Origin of the sequence: Paraburkholderia hiiakae, from assembly GCF_904848665.1 — a bacterium.
GTDB classification, from domain to species: domain Bacteria; phylum Pseudomonadota; class Gammaproteobacteria; order Burkholderiales; family Burkholderiaceae; genus Paraburkholderia; species Paraburkholderia hiiakae.
This window is the reverse complement of the sequence record NZ_CAJHCQ010000016.1, coordinates 147,720-165,703: the sequence shown is the minus strand read 5'-3', so window position 1 is coordinate 165,703 and position 17,984 is coordinate 147,720. Positions and strand designations below refer to the sequence as shown.

The window sequence follows — 17,984 nt, the reverse complement described above, 5'->3', positions numbered from 1 at the left end:
TCATGTCGTGCGCCCCTCTCGCTTACCGCTTCGCGGGCACATCGATGCCCGGGAAAATCTTGATGACGGCGGAATCGTCTTCACCGCCGTGACCTGCCGTCGAGGCCATCATGAACATCTGATGCGCAGCCGCCGATAGCGGCAGCGGAAACTTCGAGCGTCGCGCGGTATCGAGCACGAGGCCGAGATCCTTGACGAAGATGTCGACGGCCGACAGCGGCGTGTAGTCGCCGTTGAGAATGTGCGGCACGCGGTTTTCGAACATCCACGAGTTGCCCGCGCTGTGCGTAATCACGTCGTAGAGGGCGTCGGGATCGACGCCTTCGCGAAGGCCGAGCGCCATCGCCTCGGCGGCGGCGGCGATGTGCACGCCCGCGAGCAACTGGTTGATGATCTTCACCTTCGAGCCCGCGCCATGCTGCTCGCCCAGCCGATACACCTTGCCCGCCATTGCGGCGAGCACGTCTTCGCATGCGGCATAGGCGGCCGCGGGGCCGGACGTCATCATGGTCATCTCGCCCGACGCGGCGCGCGCCGCGCCGCCCGACACGGGCGCATCGAGCAATTGCTGGCCGGCCGCTTCGACGCGACGGCCGAGGTCGATCGCGAAGTCGGGCGCAACCGTCGCGCACGCAATCACGACGCCGCCCGGCTTCATCGACTTGACCGCGCCCCGCTCGCCGAACAGCACCGTTTCCGTTTGCGCGGCATTGACGACGAGCGTCACGACCACATCGCACTGCGCGCCAAGCTCGGCGGGATTCGCACAAGCCCTACCGCCATCGGCGACGAACTGGTCGAGCACTTCGCGGCGCACGTCGCACGCATGGACGTTGAAACCGCCGCGCAGCAGCGAACGCGCGACACCCATGCCCATCGCGCCCAGACCGATCACTCCGACATTTCTCGACATAACCCTTCCTCTACGAATAGTGCAGACGCGCCGCGCATGGCGCGAGCGAATGCGTCTGCAAAATGTGTCTGCAAATTCAGCAGATGCCGGCTTCGGCCAAACGGCGCGCCGCGTTGTACATGTGGGTCTGCGCGGCGTTGCGCGCCGCCATGGGGTCGCCTGCGCGGATCGCCGCGGCGATCGCCGCGTGCTCGTCGCGCACCTGACGCGAGAAGTCTTCGCGTAGCGACTCGTTGCGACGCGTGACGACCGTGCCCGCTTCAAGGTATTGATTGAGAAACGTCAGCGTCTTCAGGAAGTAGGGATTGCCGGTCACGGTGGCAATCGCGCGGTGAAACGCGACGTCTTCGGCAACGCCGTCGCGGCCCTCGGCGACGGCTTCATCGATCTTTCCGAGCGCGGCGTCGATGGCCATCATGTCGGCGTCGGTGCGACGCATGGCGGCTTCCGCCGCGACTTCGGCTTCGATGGCGCGGCGCACCGCGAGAATCTGCAGCACCGAGCCGCCTTCCATCGCTTCCGCGTAGTCGATGCGCAGCGGCCGGATCGCGCCGTGCGCGGACACATACACGCCGCTGCCCTGGCGCGGCTCGACCACGCCTTCGTTCTTCAAACGCGAAATGGCCTCGCGGATCACCGTGCGGCTGACGCCGAACTCCTGAGCGAGTACGGCCTCCGTCGGCAGCTTGCCGCCGCGCGCGAACGTGCCCTTGTCGATCTGTGCGAGTAGCTGTTGCGCGACGGTGTCGCTCAGCGCCCTCGTGGGAATTTTCTCGAACATATCATCAGATTCACCATGTTATCGGGTCATCATACAAATTTTGGACCGCGAGAAGACATTAGGGTGAACCCTTAAAATACTCGTTGGAGACCGCGTCAAAGGGCGTTGCTACCGGCGCCGACCTGTCGGTGAAAGCGCCGGAGTTGCCGGCGAGCCGGCAATGCTCAAGCGCGCTTCACGCGGCGAGGCGGCGCTCCGCGCCTGCATTTCTCTTGTTTCTCTCAAGCACCGCGGGCGCCGTTTCCTTCATGGCGAGAGCGCACCAGGTCGAAACCACGCCGAGCGCGGAAAACATCAGCGCAGGCCCGATCCAGCCGAAGACCCCGTAAATGCCCGTCGCGATGATCGGCAGCAGTCCGGCAATGACCGATGCGCCGTTGTAGCCAAGCGAAATGCCCGAAGTGCGCACGTTGGCCGGAAACTGCTCGGAGAACCAGCTCGCCTCGACCGCGAAAATCGGATCGTGGCTGAACAGAAGCGACAGCGCCACCGCGACGATCACCATGATGATCGCTCCCGTGTTGATGAGCATGAACATCGGCACGCCGAACACGATGGTGAAGACTGCGCCCAGCATGAATACCGGACGGCGGCCAATCCTGTCGCTGAGTGCGCCGTAGAACAGATGGCTCCCAAGGCCGATCGCGGAGCCAATCAGCGTGCCCCACAGAACGTGGCGAGTCGTCGATACATGCGCGAGCGCGACATACGAGAGCATGAAGCTCGTTGTGATGTAATAGCCGCCCGTTTCTGCCATGCGCAGGCCGACAATCCTCAGGATGCTGCGCCAGTCGCTCTTCATGACTTCGAGTGCGGGTTGCTTCACCACCTTGTTCTCAGCCTTGACCGCCTCGAATTCCGGCGATTCCGACACGCTCATCCGGATGAAGATGCCGATCGCGACCATCACAAACGACAGCAGGAATGGCGCACGCCAGATCCAGTCGCCTTCGAACAGGGTGCCCGAGAGCAGGAACGCGCCGTTCGCGAGCAGGAGGCCGAACGGAATGCCGAGCTGCGGCACGGCGCCGAAGAAGCCGCGTCGCTTTTCAGGCGCGTGTTCGCAGGCCATGAGCACGGCGCCGCCCCATTCCGCACCGAAGCCGACGCCCTGCACCATACGCAGGAGAATCAGCAGGATCGGTGCGAGCACACCCACCTGCTGGTAAGTTGGCAATGCGCCAATCAGGACAGTCGCGCCTCCCATCCCGACGAGAGACCAGAACAACACCGCCTTGCGGCCGAGGCTATCGCCAAAATGCCCGGCGAGATAGCCCCCGAGTGGGCGCATCAGGAAGCCGATCGCGAGCGTGGCGAACGAAGCCAGAATGCCGATGATCGGTTCGGTGGCGTGAAAGAAAATCTTGCCAAACCACGCCGCGGCCGCTGTTCCATAGATAAAGAAGTCGTAGCTCTCAACGGCAGAGCCGATCATCGACGCAGCGGCAACCTTGACCGCGCGCCCTTCGTTGTTGGTACTCATCGTGAGTTGTCTCCACTGCTTGTGCGCGGCCGCCTGTCTTGAAGGCGGCCGGATCGTGTCGCGCTTTCGCCGAGCGCTTCCATGACTTGAGAGGTCTTTACCGCGACGGTTTTTCAGCGCCAGGTTTCGATCACCCGGCTGTCGTCGCGCAGGCCGAGGCCGGCTTGCGCCGCCTCGTGATAACGAGCGTTGGCAATGTTCAGCAGCGGAACGTCGGTATCGCACGATTTCGCGGCTGCGGCCACCAGATCGCTATCCTTCACGAAGATGTTGATTGAGCTCGTCACCGTAACGTCGGTGCCTTGCAACATGCGTGGACCGCGATCCGACAGCATCCACGACCCGGCTGCGCCTTTTTCGATCAGTTCCAGCACGGCTGCCGGATCCAGGCCGAGCGAGCGCGCGAGATTCAGCGCCTCGGCCGCTGCCACGATGTGTACCGAGCACAGATGCTGATTGACGACCTTGATTGCCTGGCCGTCACCGAGCTTGGGGCCGGTGACGCGAACGCTGCCCATCGCGTCGAGCACTACGCGCACCGAGTCGATGTCGCTTTGCGCGCCCGACGCGAAAATCACGAGTTGCCCCGTTTTGGCGCGCGCCGTGCCGCCGGTGACGGGCGCATCGACCACGCGCGCGCCCGCCGCCGCGAGACGTTCGCCCTGTTCACGCACGGCGTCGGGGCCGACTGTGGACATGATGACCCACGTTTGACCGTCGAGGTTCATACCGACACTCGCGACAAGCGAAGCAAGCTGCTGCGGCGTCGCGACCATCGCGACGACCACGTCGGGCGAAGGCGCGGCCGCGAAGGTGTCCACGGCGGGGAGCCCGTTTTCCTGCGCAAGTTCGCGCGCGTGGCTCGAAAGATCGACACCAGTTACGTTGTGGCCCGCGCCTTTGACCTGCAACGCCATCGGCAAACCGATTGCGCCAATACCGATAAATGTCACGTTCATTTTTGCTGCGCCCTCTTGGTCACTTGAGCCACGTCTTGATGTTTTCGACGATCGACGCCGTTGAGATGCCGTAGCGGTCATGCAGCGTGGGCAGCGCGCCCGCGTCGAGGAACTGGTCGGGCAGCGCGATCTGCCGGAACTCGGGCATCACGCGATGACGCACCAGCGCGCTCGTCACGGCGTCGCCCAGACCGCCGATCACGCTATGGTTTTCCGCGACGATCACAAGGCGTCCGGGCTTGCGGCATTGCTCGATGATGGTTGCCTCGTCGAGCGGCTTGATGGTCGGCACGTGCAGCACACCCACGCTCGCGGAACCGTCATCCAGCGCCTGCGCGGCTTCGAGCGCACGCATGGTGAGGATGCCTGACGAAATAATCAGCACATCGGTGCCGTCACGCAGCATCTTCGCCTTGCCAAGTTCGAAGTGGTAATCGTAGTCCTCGAGCACGACGGGCACCTTGCCGCGCAGCAGGCGCATATAGACCGGGCCGTTGTGCGCGGCGATCGCGGCGACAGCCTGTTCGGTGTCCAGCGCATCGCACGGATCGATCACGGTCATGCCCGGAATGGCCCGCATGAGCGCCAGGTCTTCGGTCGCCTGGTGGCTCGGACCGTAGCCTGTCGTGAGACCCGGCAGTGCAGCGCAGATCTTCACGTTGAGATTTTCCTCGGCGATGATCTGATGGATGAAGTCATACGCGCGGCGCGTGGCGAACACAGCATAGGTCGTCGCGAACGGAATAAAGCCTTCCTTCGCCATGCCGCCCGCAGCGCCCATCAAGAGCTGCTCGGCCATGCCCATCTGGAAGTAGCGCTCAGGGAACGCCTGGCTGAAGAGATGCAGGTCGGTGTACTTCGACAGATCGGCCGTCATGCCGACGATGTTCTGCCGCTTCCCGGCCTCTGCCACCAGCGCATGGCCGAACGGAGCCGGGCGCGTCTTCTGGCCTTCCGAGGCGATCGACGCGATCATGGCGGACGTCGTCAGGCGCGGCTTCTTTTCGATGACGGCGCTCATGCTGCGTCTCCTTGCTGTGCTTGCTTTTGATTCTGGTCGAGCACGGCGATGGCTTGCTGCCACTCCGGCGCATCGACACGAATGAAGTGGTTCTTCTCGCGCGTCTCGAGGAACGGCACACCTTTGCCCATTAGCGTATCGAGCAGAACGACACGCGGTTTTGCGTCCTTCAGTGCGCGGGCGCGATCAAACGCTTGCACGAGCGCGGGCAGATCGTTGCCGTTCACACGCTCGACGTGCCAGCCGAATGACGCGAACTTGTCCGCGAGCGGCTCGAAGCCGAGCACGTCGTGCGATGGGCCGTCCGCTTGCTGGCGATTGATGTCGACGAGTGCGATCAGATTGCCGAGACCATGATGCGCCGCGGAGAGGGCGGCTTCCCACGTGGCGCCTTCGTCGAGCTCGCCGTCGGACATCGAGTTGTAGACGAACGCCGGATTGCGCTTCAGACGCAGGCCGAGCGCCATGCCGACCGCGATCGTCAGACCCTGGCCGAGCGAGCCGCCCGAAATTTCCATCCCGGGTGTATAGCTCGCCATACCCGACATCGGCAGACGGCTGTCATCTGAGCCATAGGTTTCCAGCTCCGCTTCCGGGATGACTCCCGCTTCGATCAGTGCGGCGTAGAGCGCGATTGCGTAGTGGCCGTGCGAGAGCAAAAAGCGGTCGCGCCCTTCCCATTCGGGATCGTCGGGCCGCAGGTTCATTGCGTGGCACCAGGTGACGGCGAGCGCATCGGCGAGTCCGAGCGCCTGGCCGATATAGCCCTGGCCCTGCACTTCGCCCATGCGCAGCGCGAAGCGGCGAATGCGATAGGCGTGATCGGCGATTTTCGAGAGTTGCACCGATGTCGAGCCGGTTTGCGGCTCGGCCTCCGTAATCATTGTCATGGCATTTCCAGCGGAAGACGGGAGAGGAATCCTCGATGACCGGCGACTGCGGCAGTTGTCTCCTGTTCAGCAATCGGACCGGTGTGGGCACGAGGTGAACACAATGTATCGGGCAAGACAGCGCCTGACAAAAGAAAAGATTACACTAGCTCATGAATTCCATTCACGAATCTCCCCCGCATGGACATCTTCCGCAGCATCCCTCTGTCGTACATCCGGGTCTTCGAGGCCGCAGGTCGAACCCTTTCCTTCGCCGATGCCGCACGCGACCTGAATCTATCCCCAAGCGCCGTGAGTCATTCCGTGCGCAAGCTGGAGGATCAGCTCGGGCAACGGCTATTCCAGCGCAGCACACGGGAGGTGCGCCTGACGCGCGAGGGTGCGATGCTCATGGAGCACATTCAGAGAGGGATGGAGGAAATACAACGCGGGTTCGCGCTGCTTGCAGGCAACGAGCGCACGCCACTGCGGCTTCACACCGCGCCGAGCTTTGCGACGCAATGGCTGTTGCCGCGGCTGGCGGGCTTCGTACGGGACCATCCGGATATCGACTTGCGTTTCTCCGCCAGCACGGAATACGCACGATTCGACGACGACTTCGATCTCGACATCGTCTACGGCGAGCCGAAGCCTTCCCCTCACGAAAAGATTCCGCTTGCGCTCGAAGGCCTGGCGCCGCTATGCAACCCGGCGCTCGCGGAGCGCATCCGCAAGCCGGAGGATCTGTACCATCTGCCTCTGATCCAGTGCGAAGTACAGATGTACCAGTGGAAAGGCTGGTTCGAGACGAACCAGCTTCCCCCGCCCACGCACTATGGCCTGCGCTTCGATCGCAGCTCAATGGCGATTGCCGCTGCCGTCGATGGCCTCGGGGTCGTCCTCGAATCCACGCTTCTTTCGGAACGCGAACTGCAGCGCGGCGAGCTAGTGAGGCCGCTCGCCGGTTCGACGCGCGAAGTCGAATACGTTGGGCACTATCTCGTCCATCCGCGAAGGCAGCATCGGCACGAAGCTTTCGAGACCTTCAAGGTATGGCTGTTGAATGCGCTGGGAATCAGCGAGAACGCGCCTGCGCAACGTTGAGTCGCCGGCTACTTTTGCCTCTTTCGGATGTTTCATTCGGGAAGGTCGTTCAGCTAGACCTCTTTCTGCATGTCGACGTGCCAACGCGGATGAAGTCGGTTTCCCTAACCTCCTGCGAAGCAGGAATCACTGAGATCAACAGCTGCGTTGGCAGAAAGTTTCAAGCCAAAGCGCCCATCCAGCCATTGTTGCGCCCAGCATTTCGCATAGGCAATCGCATCCTCACGCGCGTCGAATCCTGCAAGATCGCCGCTCACGTGAACATCGTACTCGCTGCCATCCGCACGACTGCTGCTAATGCGCGCGTGCGCCAGGTATTCGCCATCTGCCCGACGCGGTGTCGGGTCAATCTGGAATCGGGTCGAATCGGAACGCATGGTCTTACCTCATCAATGACATACGGCATCCGTTTGCCGCGGATTAGTTCTTCTTCAGCCTCAAGCCGCAGACCTGTTCAGCAGGGCCATGATCTGCCCCGCCTCGCAGTCCGACTCGCAACTCGGCATACCGCTTCCGTGCAACATTGCACGAACTGATACGAACATCAGGAATGCCTCCGCGTTGACCTCGTGCCGGCGGTCACCGATAAGGCTTTCCAACTCCGCGTTGGCGTCCGAGGGAAGAAATTCGTCGACAACGTCAACACCGTTGACTCTGATTCGTCTGAGCAGGTCACGTCTGTTCATGCCTTCGCTCCAGTGATACCGGTCACCCTTTGGCCCAACATGCATCGCCACATCGGTAATCGAATAAAAATATTCAGGATTTCATATCAAGCACCGGCTGGTTCGGCGAATATGCGTCGATCAGATGTTGGGCATAAGCAACCGATAGGCGGCAGGTGACGGACATACCGTTGCTTCATGGCGCCACAAGCTCTGCGGCAGTACGGGATTTGGACGTACACGTGCGCACCGGCGTTGTGGCGCGCGGTCGGCCGCGTAAAGTGGTCTGCGCTGGAGGGGGGGCAGCTCGATCCCTGAAGAAAAGGCTGCAGGAGAGGCGCTGGGATCGATCACAGGTTGACTGTTCTTGTCATCCTACGCCGAATCCACCTTTTGTGCAGGGGGAGTTTCGAGCCGCATTTCCTTTTTGAACTGTATGTCCCGAAGCGCCGCTTTAGAGCGAAACGTCGATGGTTTTACGACTCGTCCTCGCCGATAACGGCATCGATAGCCGTTTGACCAGCCTCCTGTGCGCTTAGAAACGCCTTTTGCAGATCAAACGGCCCTTTGCGAAGCTTTGTTTCGGCGCCAAGCTCGTCAATGACTCCGACGTTAACGCCGCCCTTGATCTGAAAAACGGCGTCGTACAGGCCAGGAGAAGCCTCCGTCAGCTTCACATGAATTTCAAAACCGCGATGCGAGAAAACTCGATGCATGGAAGCCCCGCGAAAATGAGACGGGAATCAGGTCAATCAAGCTTGCACATTTCGAGCGCTTCCCGCGAATACCATTTTTCCAGCCATTAACAATAGCTACGTGGCGAGAAAAACGTTCAGGACTTCATATCGAGGAAAGTCGCGTCCGGTGAACAAGTATCGATGAGGTGCTCTGCATATTCGATCGATGCACGACGCGCATCCCCCGAATTGATGAACGGCCTGCTGACTACGACACCGAACACCCGGCTACGTTGACTGCCGTCGGGCTCCTGCGGCTCCAGTATTCGTACGGCAGCGTCAAATCCCTCGTCGTAGTTATGACCGAATCCGGCGGCGGTTGGTCGGTGTGGATAAACCAGAGGATAAATTTCAAGTCCACGGTAGAAACGGACAGCGGCAGTCATGAGGTCACCTTCTGGCCGCATGCTTGCGGCAAAAGCGGATAAGGACGCACGCGACCGCCTCGACAGCTGAACGGCGGTCGATCGCGTTTCGTGGTCTGCGATGAAGGGGAGCGGCTCGATCCCTGGTGAGAACGGTGCAGGAGGCGGGCTGGAATCGGTCGCAGGTCGACTGATCTTTTCATGCTACGCCCCTCTAGCCGTTTGTACAGCGAAAGTTTCAGACTTGCAGCCTATACGCTGTCGAACTCGTGAAAGGGCGAAGCGTCGCCCGTGTGACCTCCACACAAAAAACGTATAGGTGTCACAAACCCAACTCTGACGTCGAAGCCCTGAATAAACGCGGCTGTACGAAACGTAGTCTCTCCACCCGAGCAGGGGTACTGACGATATCAAGAAACGGCGCGTGACCTCCGGGAGGGCTGCGCCACTCCCTGCCAGGTGGACGGCGTGTCGCGTGGTCACGGGGGACGCGACAGTGGAATAGGGACAGAAGTGAGACAGCCTTGTGCGGCAGCGGCTCGGAGCGTACGCGGTAAGCCGCTGGCTTAGAATGCGTGCGAGCTGTTATGCACGCGTTTCGCATCATTGGCCACCGGCCACCGCTGTGGATGTGACAGCTAGGGCGATCACATGTCGGCTGGCGACAATAGTATGATGGCCGCTTGTCTTGCCAGTATTCCCACGCGGCCGAAGCGGCTTGACGGCCTGGTTGGCAAGGCGTAGCCTGGTTTGCGTCACTGTTTGATAGCAGTTTGTCGTCGACCGCGTGCTCCGGCACCCTCCTCTCCCGCCCTTCTTCGGCCTTTGTTGAGGCCGGCTCCCGAGATGCCTGCGGCTGTAGCGCCGTTTTATCTGCCTGACCGGGACACCGCGCTTCTTTGCGATCCTGAGCGTCTTGAACGTGCAGACACGAACTGATGTCGTTCGTCCCCGCCGTCGCGCGCACAGGGCACAGGGGAAGCTCGGCACGCCGTTCAGTCTGTCGTCTCGGAGGTCAGCTTTGCGTCAACTCTACATAGCTTTACGGCCCTCAACTGCGCAGGAATCCATTCGGAAAATCGACGAAAAGGCGGTGTGCTCCAATGACGGTTTAAGCGGCGTATCCACCCTGGAACCATGAGGAGATTGCAATGAACAAACCCTACATCAACGTGGAGGCGATTCTCGATATGTTCAAGGAGATCGAGCAGAAGGGCCTCGACCAGACAAGCGCCACCGATTCACTAACCTGGCTAACCGAATACCTCGCCCGCGAGCACAGTGCGATGAACGCGAACGACTGGAACGGCCTCCTGCAGATCGGCGCTGTCCTCTATCGGGCCGGAGATCGCAACGAAAGCTCCCCACGGACGCGTTGATCCTCGTGATGGCTTGAACCATTGCACCATCAACCGAGTGGAGAAAAGTGTGTATCGGATGATCGAATATCGTGGGTTCGAGATCCATGTCGAACTCAGCCATTCTGCGGAAGACCTCTACAACGTGACGTTCCAGATCAAGGGCGGCCATAACCTTCGCGTTGTTGGAAAACATGGAGGCAGGATCTCCCTCCGTAACGGTCCTTACACACGTCGATGGGCGTACCTGATCGCTGAAGTCGCAGGACAGGCGTCCATCGACGTCCTCCTTGGGCCGCTCGGCACCGGCTCCTAACGCTGAGATCGCATCGGTGCAGTCGCCGCACAGCACTGGATTTCCGGTTATTGCGGCTTACCGAGGTCTCGCCGCAAAGGTTCATCATTCTGTCCCATTTAAACGCTAGTGTTGGAGATGACCGTCTTCGGTTACAATACAAGCTTGATTCGCGCTGTATCTCGCACAACAAGATCTCCGTTGGCTCGCTGCGAATCCTCCTCCGACTGATCGCCCGGTGAGGCCGGCGACAACAGTATTCGTTGGACGTGCCCCTTCCCGATCGGGCCGGCACAGCTGGCTCCCACGCCTGACGCATCCATTCATCTGCAGGACTCGCCGCCCGGACAGGGCGACGGCCGTGACATTTCCGACGCGAGGCCGCTCATCCGCCCGCGCGCTTCTCATTACCGCTCCGTGAGCGTCTGTCGACGCTCGTGGCTTGCTCCTCGACGAGGCATCGCGTATCGATGTCCGGCGAACTAACCAGGACCCTTGAATGGCAAAAGAAGAACTGCTGGAACTCGACGGTATCGTTGAGGAAGTGCTCCCGGACAGCCGCTACCGCGTCACGCTCGACAATGGCGTCGTGGTGGGTGCGTACGCGTCCGGACGTATCCGCAAGAATCACATCCGCATCCTCGCCGGGGATAGGGTCACGCTGGAACTCTCGGTGTACGACCTCACGAAAGGAAGAATCAATTTTCGGCACAAGGACGAGCGCAGCGGCGGTACAACGCAAAGGGCCGCGTTTCGCCGTCGTTGACGACCTGTCGGACGAGCACCCAGGCTGCGGCATGGTGCCAGGCGCATGGCCGTTGTCGACGGGCCTCAGGCACTGCGCGACCGGGATGAGAATCCGGGAATTTAGCTGTACAAAGGCGACATTCGGCGTAGCATGAACTCGTTACCACGGCCGTTCCCGGTGCCTCCCAAGTCGCCTTTACAGTGGGATTCGAACCGTTCACTTTCTTCGCAGGCCGAACAGTTGCGGCCACCCGTGTAGAAACTGGATTCAGTCGCTCGCACTCCCTCTCCAATCCGCCGCGTCGTGATGCGGCTGCAAAGGCAATCCATGACAACAGGTTTCCGTCTCTACCGTGGGCTCGAAATTTACCCGCTGGTCTATCCGCATCGCCCCACCATGGCAACGGGCGGCCGCAACTACGAAGAAGGTTTCGATGCCGCCGTGCGTATTCAGGAGCCGGAAAGTTCAGAGGGGACGTCGCGCAGCCGCGTATTCAGGCTTGCCCAGGGAACACCCTTCCAGAACGCTGGCGACGCACGCCGGGCATCGACTGCCTATGCAGTACGCCTCATCGACACCTGTCCAGAGAACACGAGTGTGCTCGATCTGCAGCCGTGATTCGCGGCCCCTTCAGCGTCGTGGTCCACTGGCAAACGTTCGCAGTGAGGCATGCTGCCAGACAGGAAGACGAAGATGGGCAGAAGTGAGCTGCTGGAACTGATTCGGCCGGGTTGCGAGTCGGACCGCGAGGCCGGCTATGTCGTGGCCCTTCTGAACGCGTAACAAGGCCTGTCGCCCCCACCGGTGCTTCACCACATTCGCGGCCGCGCGGGAATCACACGAGAAAGCAATGCATTTCAATTCAACGCGGTTCCTCATTGACCCCACCCCGCGTCGGGCCGGTGGCGAGTATATGGCCCATGCGCGCATCAGTTGCAGCCGCGCCGACGGCAGCGAATATGACGTTCAACTGAGCGGTGATCTGGCGACCTTCGACGTACGCGACGACGCGATCGCTTGCGCGAAGAACTGGGCACGGGAGTGGCTGGACGAGCGGTTTGGCTGAGGAGGCTCTCGCGGGGGCATCATGCAAACACGTCCGGGCCGCTTGTGTCGAGAGTGATGACCCCAAGTCCTTTCTCGATGAGAAAGAGGACTACGAACTCCGTACGAATGGCCGGCGAAAGACGGGAACTGATCTGGAGTTCGAACCATGTCCGCTGCGTGCGGAACGAACTCACAACCAGGAAAAGAATTGACTACTGTAATCCCCAAGCTGAATGAACCTCTGGAAGTCGCGTTGCGCCGCTTTCGCCGTTCGATTGAGAGCACCGGCCTGTTAAAGGAACTGCGTGCCAGAATGGCTTATGAAACACCGACTGCGGAGCGTAAGCGAAAAAAGGCCGCAGCCGTGGCTCGACTGCGCAAACAGATCAAGCGGTCATTGCCGCCCAGCAAACTGTACTGACCCAAGCCGCCGGGACACCCAGACATGACCGGTCAACGTACGCACTAATGGATGAGTTCACCGCCCGCATTGGCTGCGCACGTTGATGCAGTCAGAGAGCGGACAGTAAGCGCAGCTGATGTTCGCTTTCAGCGCCTTGAACCAGTGCGTAGGCCCGCATGTCCATGCGCTCAAGGTTCGATACGGATTCCAGGCCCGAGAAGTCGTTCCACGCGTCGTCGGCGATTGAGGTCGGCGCGCCGCGGGCTCTTGCGAACGCTCGCAGGAGAAGGCTTGCCTCGCGGCGCAGAACATGGCGGTTAGCGTTCAGAACATACGGTGCACAGCCAGCGCGGAAAACGAGGTAGTACGGAATCGCGTTGCAATCACTTTGCATGGAGGCGGTACCAGTTCGGAAGAATGGAGGCGCTCAGTTTCGCGCGCCGCTGCGGCCGACCGATGCGTCTCGACGAACGGGCAATAACGTCGCGAAGGATGCACCGCCGGCGGCCATTTTTTGAAGCGATGGCAGTCGAATCGGCCATCAATGAGCGCGCGACTCGCTACCCGACAAAATCAGCGGATGCCACACCAACGCTCTCTCACATATCCGCGACCGAAGCCCCGCTCACCTTTCCGTCGATGATGTCCTTTCCCTGCTGCCAGGCGGCACGCCTTGCCGTGCCGAAGTCGGAGAGCGCGTCCGGTTGGTTTACCCTGAAAACACGGCTTGCTGCGGAGGTTGCTATCGCCCCAGGGCGAGATATCCGTACCGCAATGTCATACCCTTCGGCGTAACGGGAATGTCCGTCAAAACGACTGAACGTGCGGGCAAAGACGAGGGGATGAAGTTCATACCCCTTGTAGAGAAAAAGCGGCTGTGTCGACATTTTGCTCACTCCACGGGGAACGACTCACTATACCCTGAAACGATCAGCGTAGGGGACGCGTAGACTACACCCCTATGCGGATTCAATTCTCGAGTCAAACCTGATTCGCGAGATGTACAACGCGCATCCCTGCCCCGTGACGATAGCTAGCGGCCTCGCTCCTTCCGCGTGCGACGTGATGACCTCTACACGAACATTCACTGCCTGCGTGCCGCGCGAAGAACCGGGCCCAGGATGCCGGCTGAGCAAGCGCTTGCCATTAAGCGCAAAGGCCGCCCCGAGGGCGAACGGAAGTTTGAACAGGAACGGGTTGACCGATGCAACTGGCTTTTTCAGCGCTCAAGAAAGGGCCGCAACTTGTCAGCGTTATCGGGATCCCTCAGCGTGCGCATCGCCTGGCTCTCGATCTGGCGGATCCGCTCCCGGGTCACGTTGAACTGCTTGCCTACCTCACCGAGCGTGTGGCCAGTGATCGTATCGAGCCCGAAACGCATCCGCAGGATCTTGGCCTCCCGGGGCGAAAGTCCGTCAAGCGCCTCATCGATTGCGGCGCGCATGCTCGCGTGAATCGCTGCCTCGGCCGGTGAGCCCGCGGCGACATCCTCAATCATGTCTCCGAGCGTCGCGTCTGCATCGTCGCCCGCCGGAGTTTCAAGCGACACGGGTTGCCTCGCGGCCCTGAGAAGGCCTCGCACTTTATCCTCGGACATGTCCATACGCGTGGCAAGGACGGCGGGATGCGCATTCTGTCCCGTCTGTTGCTTGATTTCGCGAGACATGCGGTTCAGCTTGTTGATCATCTCGATCACGTGCACCGGGAGGCGAATGGTTCGCGCCTGATCGGCGAGCGCACGCCCGACAGCCTGACGGACCCACCAGGTGGCGTACGTCGAAAACTTCCAGCCGCGCCGGTATTCGAACTTGTCCACCGCCTTCATCAGACCGATATTGCCTTCCTGGATGAGATCCAGGAACGGCAAGCCGCGATTCACGTATTTCTTGGCAATGGCGATGACGAGCCGAAGATTCGCTTCGATCATCTCCCGCCTGGCTTGCCGCATTCTCGACTCCGCGGCACCCATCGTGCGGTTGATCTGCTTGAGCTGCTGCAGCGGCAGCGAAAGCCTCGCTTCGATGTCGGTGAGTTTCTGTTGCCCTGCCTGAATGGCAGGCAGATGTCGCTCGAGCGCCGCGCCAAACTGGCGTGAATGAGCGGCCACTCGGCTCACCCATTGAAGGTCGGTTTCGTGGCCCGGGAACGATTCGACAAACGACTCGCGCGGCATGCCGCAGCGGCCAACGGCGATCTCAAGGATACTGCGCTCGATCGCGCGTACCTCCGCGACCTGTTCCTGCACACTGGCACACAGACGATCAATGATTTTCGGCGTAAAGCGAATTGTCGTCAGTTCGCGCTGGACCTCCAGGCGCACTCGCGCATCGACTGCGGATCGGGTGTTCCCGGTAGCAGGCGCATTCGGTATCTGCTCGAACAATGCCCGCACGCGAGCGAATACCGCGAGGCTGTCGTTCGTCAGTTGCTCGAGACGGGCCGCGTTCGCTGCCTCCGGGTTCCCGTCGTCCGCTCCGACTTCGTCACCATCCGAGTCATCGCCGCGGACGGATGGTTCCGCTTCATTTTCTTCGGAGTCCAGCGTTATTGCGCTTGCGCTCACATCGTCGCCGACGCCAGCGACCAGTTCATCGATACGCATTTCTCCGGCAATGACGCGGTCTACATCGGCAAGTATGGCGGCCACGACCCATGGACATGCGGCAATCGCCTGAATCATGTCCTGCAGGCCGCACTCGATGCGCTTCGCGATCTCGACTTCGCCGGCTCGGGTCAGCAGTTCCCTGGCTCCCATCTCTCGCATGTACATCCGCACCGGGTCCGTCGTGCGTCCGTATTCGGAATCGATCGTGGACAGTGTGGCTTCCGCTTCCTCGACCGCCTGATCGTCGGATGCCACGGCGGACGCGGCGCCGCTCAGCAGGAGCGTCGCCGCATCCGGCACCTGCTCGTACACCGACACGCCCATGTCGCAGAACGTGCTGACAATCGCCTCCATCGCGGCAGTCTGCGCGAAGTCGTCTCCCAGGTGATCGTTGATGTCCACGTGCGTGAGATAACCGCGCTCGCGCCCAAGCACGATCAGTGCGCGCATCTGGCCTTGTCGCTCTTCATCCTGTCGTGCGATTGCCTCGATGTCTCGCGGCACTTCGACGGCCCGGGGCTTTCCCTTTGCCGCGTGGCGGCTGGCCTTTGGTGCAATCGCGATCACGGGGGATGCTAAATCGTCACGAACTGGATTTGCCAATACGTTCTCCTCGACAGGTTGGCTGACGATCGTCGCAGGCAGGACGGCAGATCAAGTTGACTGTCGGGGTGCAAACGCAATCGTGAAATGACGCTCGGACAAAAGAGGCTGGGATGCCCCAGGCGGGATCCGGATCGCGAAGAATGGGGGGAATCCTAAATAATACCGGACGTCGTCATGCGACGCAACGTGCAATACGAACTTCGACCTGGACGGATAGGTAGCGAAAAGGGCGGAAACGACGCAACGTCACGGACGCCCGACGCCCCATCCTGCGCGTGCGCGAGCATCCGGCCCACTGCGGGCATTGGGTACAGGGTGGCCCTCACGACGCGGGCCGGCGGCAGCCTCAAACGGAAATGCCTTGACTTTGATCGCTTTCCCCGGTACTGTCGTCCGTTGAAGTCTTCAAGAAGCGCGATTGCTGATCATCATTCACCGCACGTTGCGGTACTCGTTGCCCTCTCCCTCCTTGATCCTTTTTCTACGCGTTCTTCGGGCGCGCACCTATATCCGTTCATATTCAGGAGAATTCCATGGACACTGGTACCGTAAAGTGGTTTAACGACAGTAAGGGTTTTGGATTCATCACACCCGACGCGGGTGGCGATGATCTGTTCGCGCATTTCTCGGAAATTCGCGGCGACGGCTTCAAGACCCTCGCAGAAGGCCAGAAGGTCAGCTACGAAACGAAGCGCGGCCCCAAGGGCATGCAGGCATCCAACATCACCCCGCTGTAAGTCACCTGCGCTTGTGCCGCCGCGATGGCGGCACCGCCGACTCTCTGCCGAAACGGGATCCGCTGGTCATCTCGTGTCAGGTTGGCGAAACTGCCAGCCGCCCGCCTGTGATGCCCAATATCCCGTTCGTCCAGTCTCTTCAGGCGAGATGATCGGTTCCCGCTTTTCTAAAAACCAATAGCGCAGAATCCTGTCGCCCAGGCGCTACCGCGTTTACGCGATCAGGCCCTCGGCTCACCGTCTTCCCGACGGTCGTTTTTCTTCGAACCTCACACTTACACGCCCGGGCGACCGCGAAGAACGTTCGCGTTACGAGTTCTATTCGTTCGGCTATTTCCCCGCAGAATGTCAAGCCCTGCGCTTTTCAGATCAGTGGGGCCGCGACTGGATCGACACGCGGGGCTAGTCGCGTGTCGGCAACAGGCATTCGACAGGCAGGCGCCGACCCATTGCTCTGCCATCTCTACCGCATAGGGAATCGCGTCGGCACGCGCATCGAGTTCCGCCAGACCACCGTATCACCGGTGGCTTCGGTTCGCACGTTCCTTACAAATTTGACCGCCGAGAATCGGTCTTGTGTATTAATTTGCAGTCCGTATATTCCACAAAGAAGAGATCCTGCAAATCGGTCGGCACGCGCCTACCCACCGCCTGTTTCGTCTTCCAGCGCCGCGGTACATGCGCAGCGTAATACTCAACTATCGTAGTCACGCTTTCAGCCGATCCGGGCCCGCGTTGCGCAGCGACGAGACTAACTCAACGTGCTACGATGGGGCAGTTCCGAAGGAGGCGCGTCGTGCAAAAGCCAGTCATAAGTCCCGAGGAATTCGTCGATGAGATCAACCGGCGCCTCCCGGATCACGATTGCTACAGTGCAGGCCTGCGCATATTTCTTGTACCGCGGAACGGCCGGGGTGAAGACGCCATTGGTGTCGACTGGGAGCCTCGTACGGCGCACAACGGCGTAATCGCCATAAGCGAAACACACCGCGAAGTGTCTGCAGAATTTGTTGTGAGCAAATATCTGGGGCGGTGCCACTAATCGCGGAGCGTAAACGTCCCACGCCCTTCGGCGGAATTCCTGCGGCAATGTTCAATGGATTATCGGAGCGCCCGCGCACAAGTCTCCAGCGCACAGCAGCGAGCGCGAAGCCAGGAAGCCGTCTGCTCGTCGCGTTTGGAGTAACGCTATTCGCGCTTTCGTTGTTTATGCTGCGCGCTGCCGTCATTCTCGTTGGCTAAACACGCCGCGCCACCCTTATCGATGCGCCGTTACGTGTTCGAATCA

Annotated in this window: 22 protein-coding genes; 9 read left to right on the top strand and 13 right to left on the bottom strand. The window is 60.7% G+C overall.

Annotation, left to right across the window (positions count from 1 at the left end; translation table 11 throughout):
- Positions 1-22: 22 nt before the first annotated feature.
- From ltnD to JMY28_RS27045, 6 genes are all read right to left on the bottom strand, one after another.
- Positions 23-931 (bottom strand): L-threonate dehydrogenase, encoded by a 909-nt coding sequence (gene ltnD, locus JMY28_RS27070; RefSeq protein ID WP_268960665.1) that lies wholly within the window; start codon positions 929-931, stop codon positions 23-25.
- 58 nt (positions 932-989) lie between these two features.
- On the bottom strand, positions 990-1,694 hold the full coding sequence (locus tag JMY28_RS27065; RefSeq protein ID WP_201698964.1) for a FadR/GntR family transcriptional regulator: 705 nt from the start codon (positions 1,692-1,694) through the stop codon (positions 990-992).
- 175 nt (positions 1,695-1,869) lie between these two features.
- Entirely contained in the window at positions 1,870-3,177 is a 1,308-nt protein-coding gene (locus tag JMY28_RS27060; RefSeq protein WP_201698963.1) for an MFS transporter, read from the bottom strand.
- Positions 3,178-3,290: 113 nt separating this feature from the next.
- Complete coding sequence (locus JMY28_RS27055; RefSeq protein ID WP_201698962.1) at positions 3,291-4,136, bottom strand: NAD(P)-dependent oxidoreductase; 846 nt, start codon at positions 4,134-4,136, stop codon at positions 3,291-3,293.
- Between the two features lie 19 nt (positions 4,137-4,155).
- Positions 4,156-5,157, bottom strand: a complete 1,002-nt coding sequence (locus JMY28_RS27050) for a transketolase family protein (RefSeq protein ID WP_201698961.1) — start codon at positions 5,155-5,157, stop codon at positions 4,156-4,158.
- Entirely contained in the window at positions 5,154-5,945 is a 792-nt protein-coding gene (locus tag JMY28_RS27045) for a transketolase (RefSeq protein WP_236597064.1), read from the bottom strand. Before JMY28_RS27045 ends, JMY28_RS27050 begins: the two co-directional genes overlap by 4 nt.
- A gap of 282 nt (positions 5,946-6,227) precedes the next feature.
- Between JMY28_RS27045 and JMY28_RS27040 the strand changes: the two genes are divergently transcribed.
- Positions 6,228-7,130: a LysR substrate-binding domain-containing protein gene (locus JMY28_RS27040; RefSeq protein WP_201698960.1), complete on the top strand. Its 903-nt coding sequence runs from the start codon at positions 6,228-6,230 to the stop codon at positions 7,128-7,130.
- Positions 7,131-7,234: 104 nt separating this feature from the next.
- Here JMY28_RS27040 and JMY28_RS27035 read toward each other — a convergent pair whose 3' ends face one another.
- The 4 genes from JMY28_RS27035 to JMY28_RS27020 form a co-directional block, all read right to left on the bottom strand.
- Positions 7,235-7,507 (bottom strand): hypothetical protein, encoded by a 273-nt coding sequence (locus JMY28_RS27035; protein ID WP_201698959.1) that lies wholly within the window; start codon positions 7,505-7,507, stop codon positions 7,235-7,237.
- 60 nt (positions 7,508-7,567) lie between these two features.
- Positions 7,568-7,816: a hypothetical protein gene (locus tag JMY28_RS27030; RefSeq protein WP_201698958.1), complete on the bottom strand. Its 249-nt coding sequence runs from the start codon at positions 7,814-7,816 to the stop codon at positions 7,568-7,570.
- A 455-nt stretch (positions 7,817-8,271) separates the two neighbouring features.
- Positions 8,272-8,511 carry a hypothetical protein gene (locus tag JMY28_RS27025; protein WP_201698957.1) on the bottom strand — a complete coding sequence of 80 codons (240 nt, stop codon included), beginning with the start codon at positions 8,509-8,511 and terminating at the stop codon, positions 8,272-8,274.
- Positions 8,512-8,627: 116 nt separating this feature from the next.
- The gene (locus tag JMY28_RS27020; RefSeq protein ID WP_201698956.1) at positions 8,628-8,918 is read right to left on the bottom strand and encodes a hypothetical protein; all 291 of its coding nucleotides are present in this window, start codon (positions 8,916-8,918) and stop codon (positions 8,628-8,630) included.
- A gap of 1,130 nt (positions 8,919-10,048) precedes the next feature.
- Between JMY28_RS27020 and JMY28_RS27015 the strand changes: the two genes are divergently transcribed.
- The 6 genes from JMY28_RS27015 to rpsU all read left to right on the top strand — a co-directional run bounded on the left by JMY28_RS27015 (position 10,049) and on the right by rpsU (position 12,766).
- Entirely contained in the window at positions 10,049-10,276 is a 228-nt protein-coding gene (locus JMY28_RS27015) for a hypothetical protein (RefSeq protein WP_201698955.1), read from the top strand.
- A gap of 49 nt (positions 10,277-10,325) precedes the next feature.
- On the top strand, positions 10,326-10,571 hold the full coding sequence (locus JMY28_RS27010; protein WP_201698954.1) for a hypothetical protein: 246 nt from the start codon (positions 10,326-10,328) through the stop codon (positions 10,569-10,571).
- Between the two features lie 478 nt (positions 10,572-11,049).
- Positions 11,050-11,316 (top strand): translation initiation factor IF-1, encoded by a 267-nt coding sequence (gene infA, locus JMY28_RS27005; RefSeq protein WP_201698953.1) that lies wholly within the window; start codon positions 11,050-11,052, stop codon positions 11,314-11,316.
- Between the two features lie 309 nt (positions 11,317-11,625).
- Complete coding sequence (locus JMY28_RS27000) at positions 11,626-11,916, top strand: hypothetical protein (protein ID WP_201698952.1); 291 nt, start codon at positions 11,626-11,628, stop codon at positions 11,914-11,916.
- A 232-nt stretch (positions 11,917-12,148) separates the two neighbouring features.
- Entirely contained in the window at positions 12,149-12,364 is a 216-nt protein-coding gene (locus tag JMY28_RS26995; RefSeq protein WP_201698951.1) for a hypothetical protein, read from the top strand.
- A gap of 189 nt (positions 12,365-12,553) precedes the next feature.
- Positions 12,554-12,766 (top strand): 30S ribosomal protein S21, encoded by a 213-nt coding sequence (rpsU, locus tag JMY28_RS26990; protein ID WP_201698950.1) that lies wholly within the window; start codon positions 12,554-12,556, stop codon positions 12,764-12,766.
- A 91-nt stretch (positions 12,767-12,857) separates the two neighbouring features.
- Here rpsU and JMY28_RS26985 read toward each other — a convergent pair whose 3' ends face one another.
- The 3 genes from JMY28_RS26985 to rpoD form a co-directional block, all read right to left on the bottom strand.
- Positions 12,858-13,142 (bottom strand): hypothetical protein, encoded by a 285-nt coding sequence (locus JMY28_RS26985; RefSeq protein WP_201698949.1) that lies wholly within the window; start codon positions 13,140-13,142, stop codon positions 12,858-12,860.
- 205 nt (positions 13,143-13,347) lie between these two features.
- On the bottom strand, positions 13,348-13,635 hold the full coding sequence (locus JMY28_RS26980; RefSeq protein WP_201698948.1) for a type 2 periplasmic-binding domain-containing protein: 288 nt from the start codon (positions 13,633-13,635) through the stop codon (positions 13,348-13,350).
- 332 nt (positions 13,636-13,967) lie between these two features.
- Entirely contained in the window at positions 13,968-15,956 is a 1,989-nt protein-coding gene (rpoD, locus tag JMY28_RS26975) for an RNA polymerase sigma factor RpoD (protein ID WP_201698947.1), read from the bottom strand.
- 536 nt (positions 15,957-16,492) lie between these two features.
- Between rpoD and JMY28_RS26970 the strand changes: the two genes are divergently transcribed.
- Together JMY28_RS26970 and JMY28_RS39045 are read left to right on the top strand one after the other, a co-directional pair.
- The gene (locus JMY28_RS26970; protein WP_028207638.1) at positions 16,493-16,696 is read left to right on the top strand and encodes a cold-shock protein; all 204 of its coding nucleotides are present in this window, start codon (positions 16,493-16,495) and stop codon (positions 16,694-16,696) included.
- A gap of 187 nt (positions 16,697-16,883) precedes the next feature.
- Positions 16,884-17,102 carry a hypothetical protein gene (locus tag JMY28_RS39045; RefSeq protein ID WP_236597063.1) on the top strand — a complete coding sequence of 73 codons (219 nt, stop codon included), beginning with the start codon at positions 16,884-16,886 and terminating at the stop codon, positions 17,100-17,102.
- Positions 17,103-17,984 lie beyond the last annotated feature (882 nt).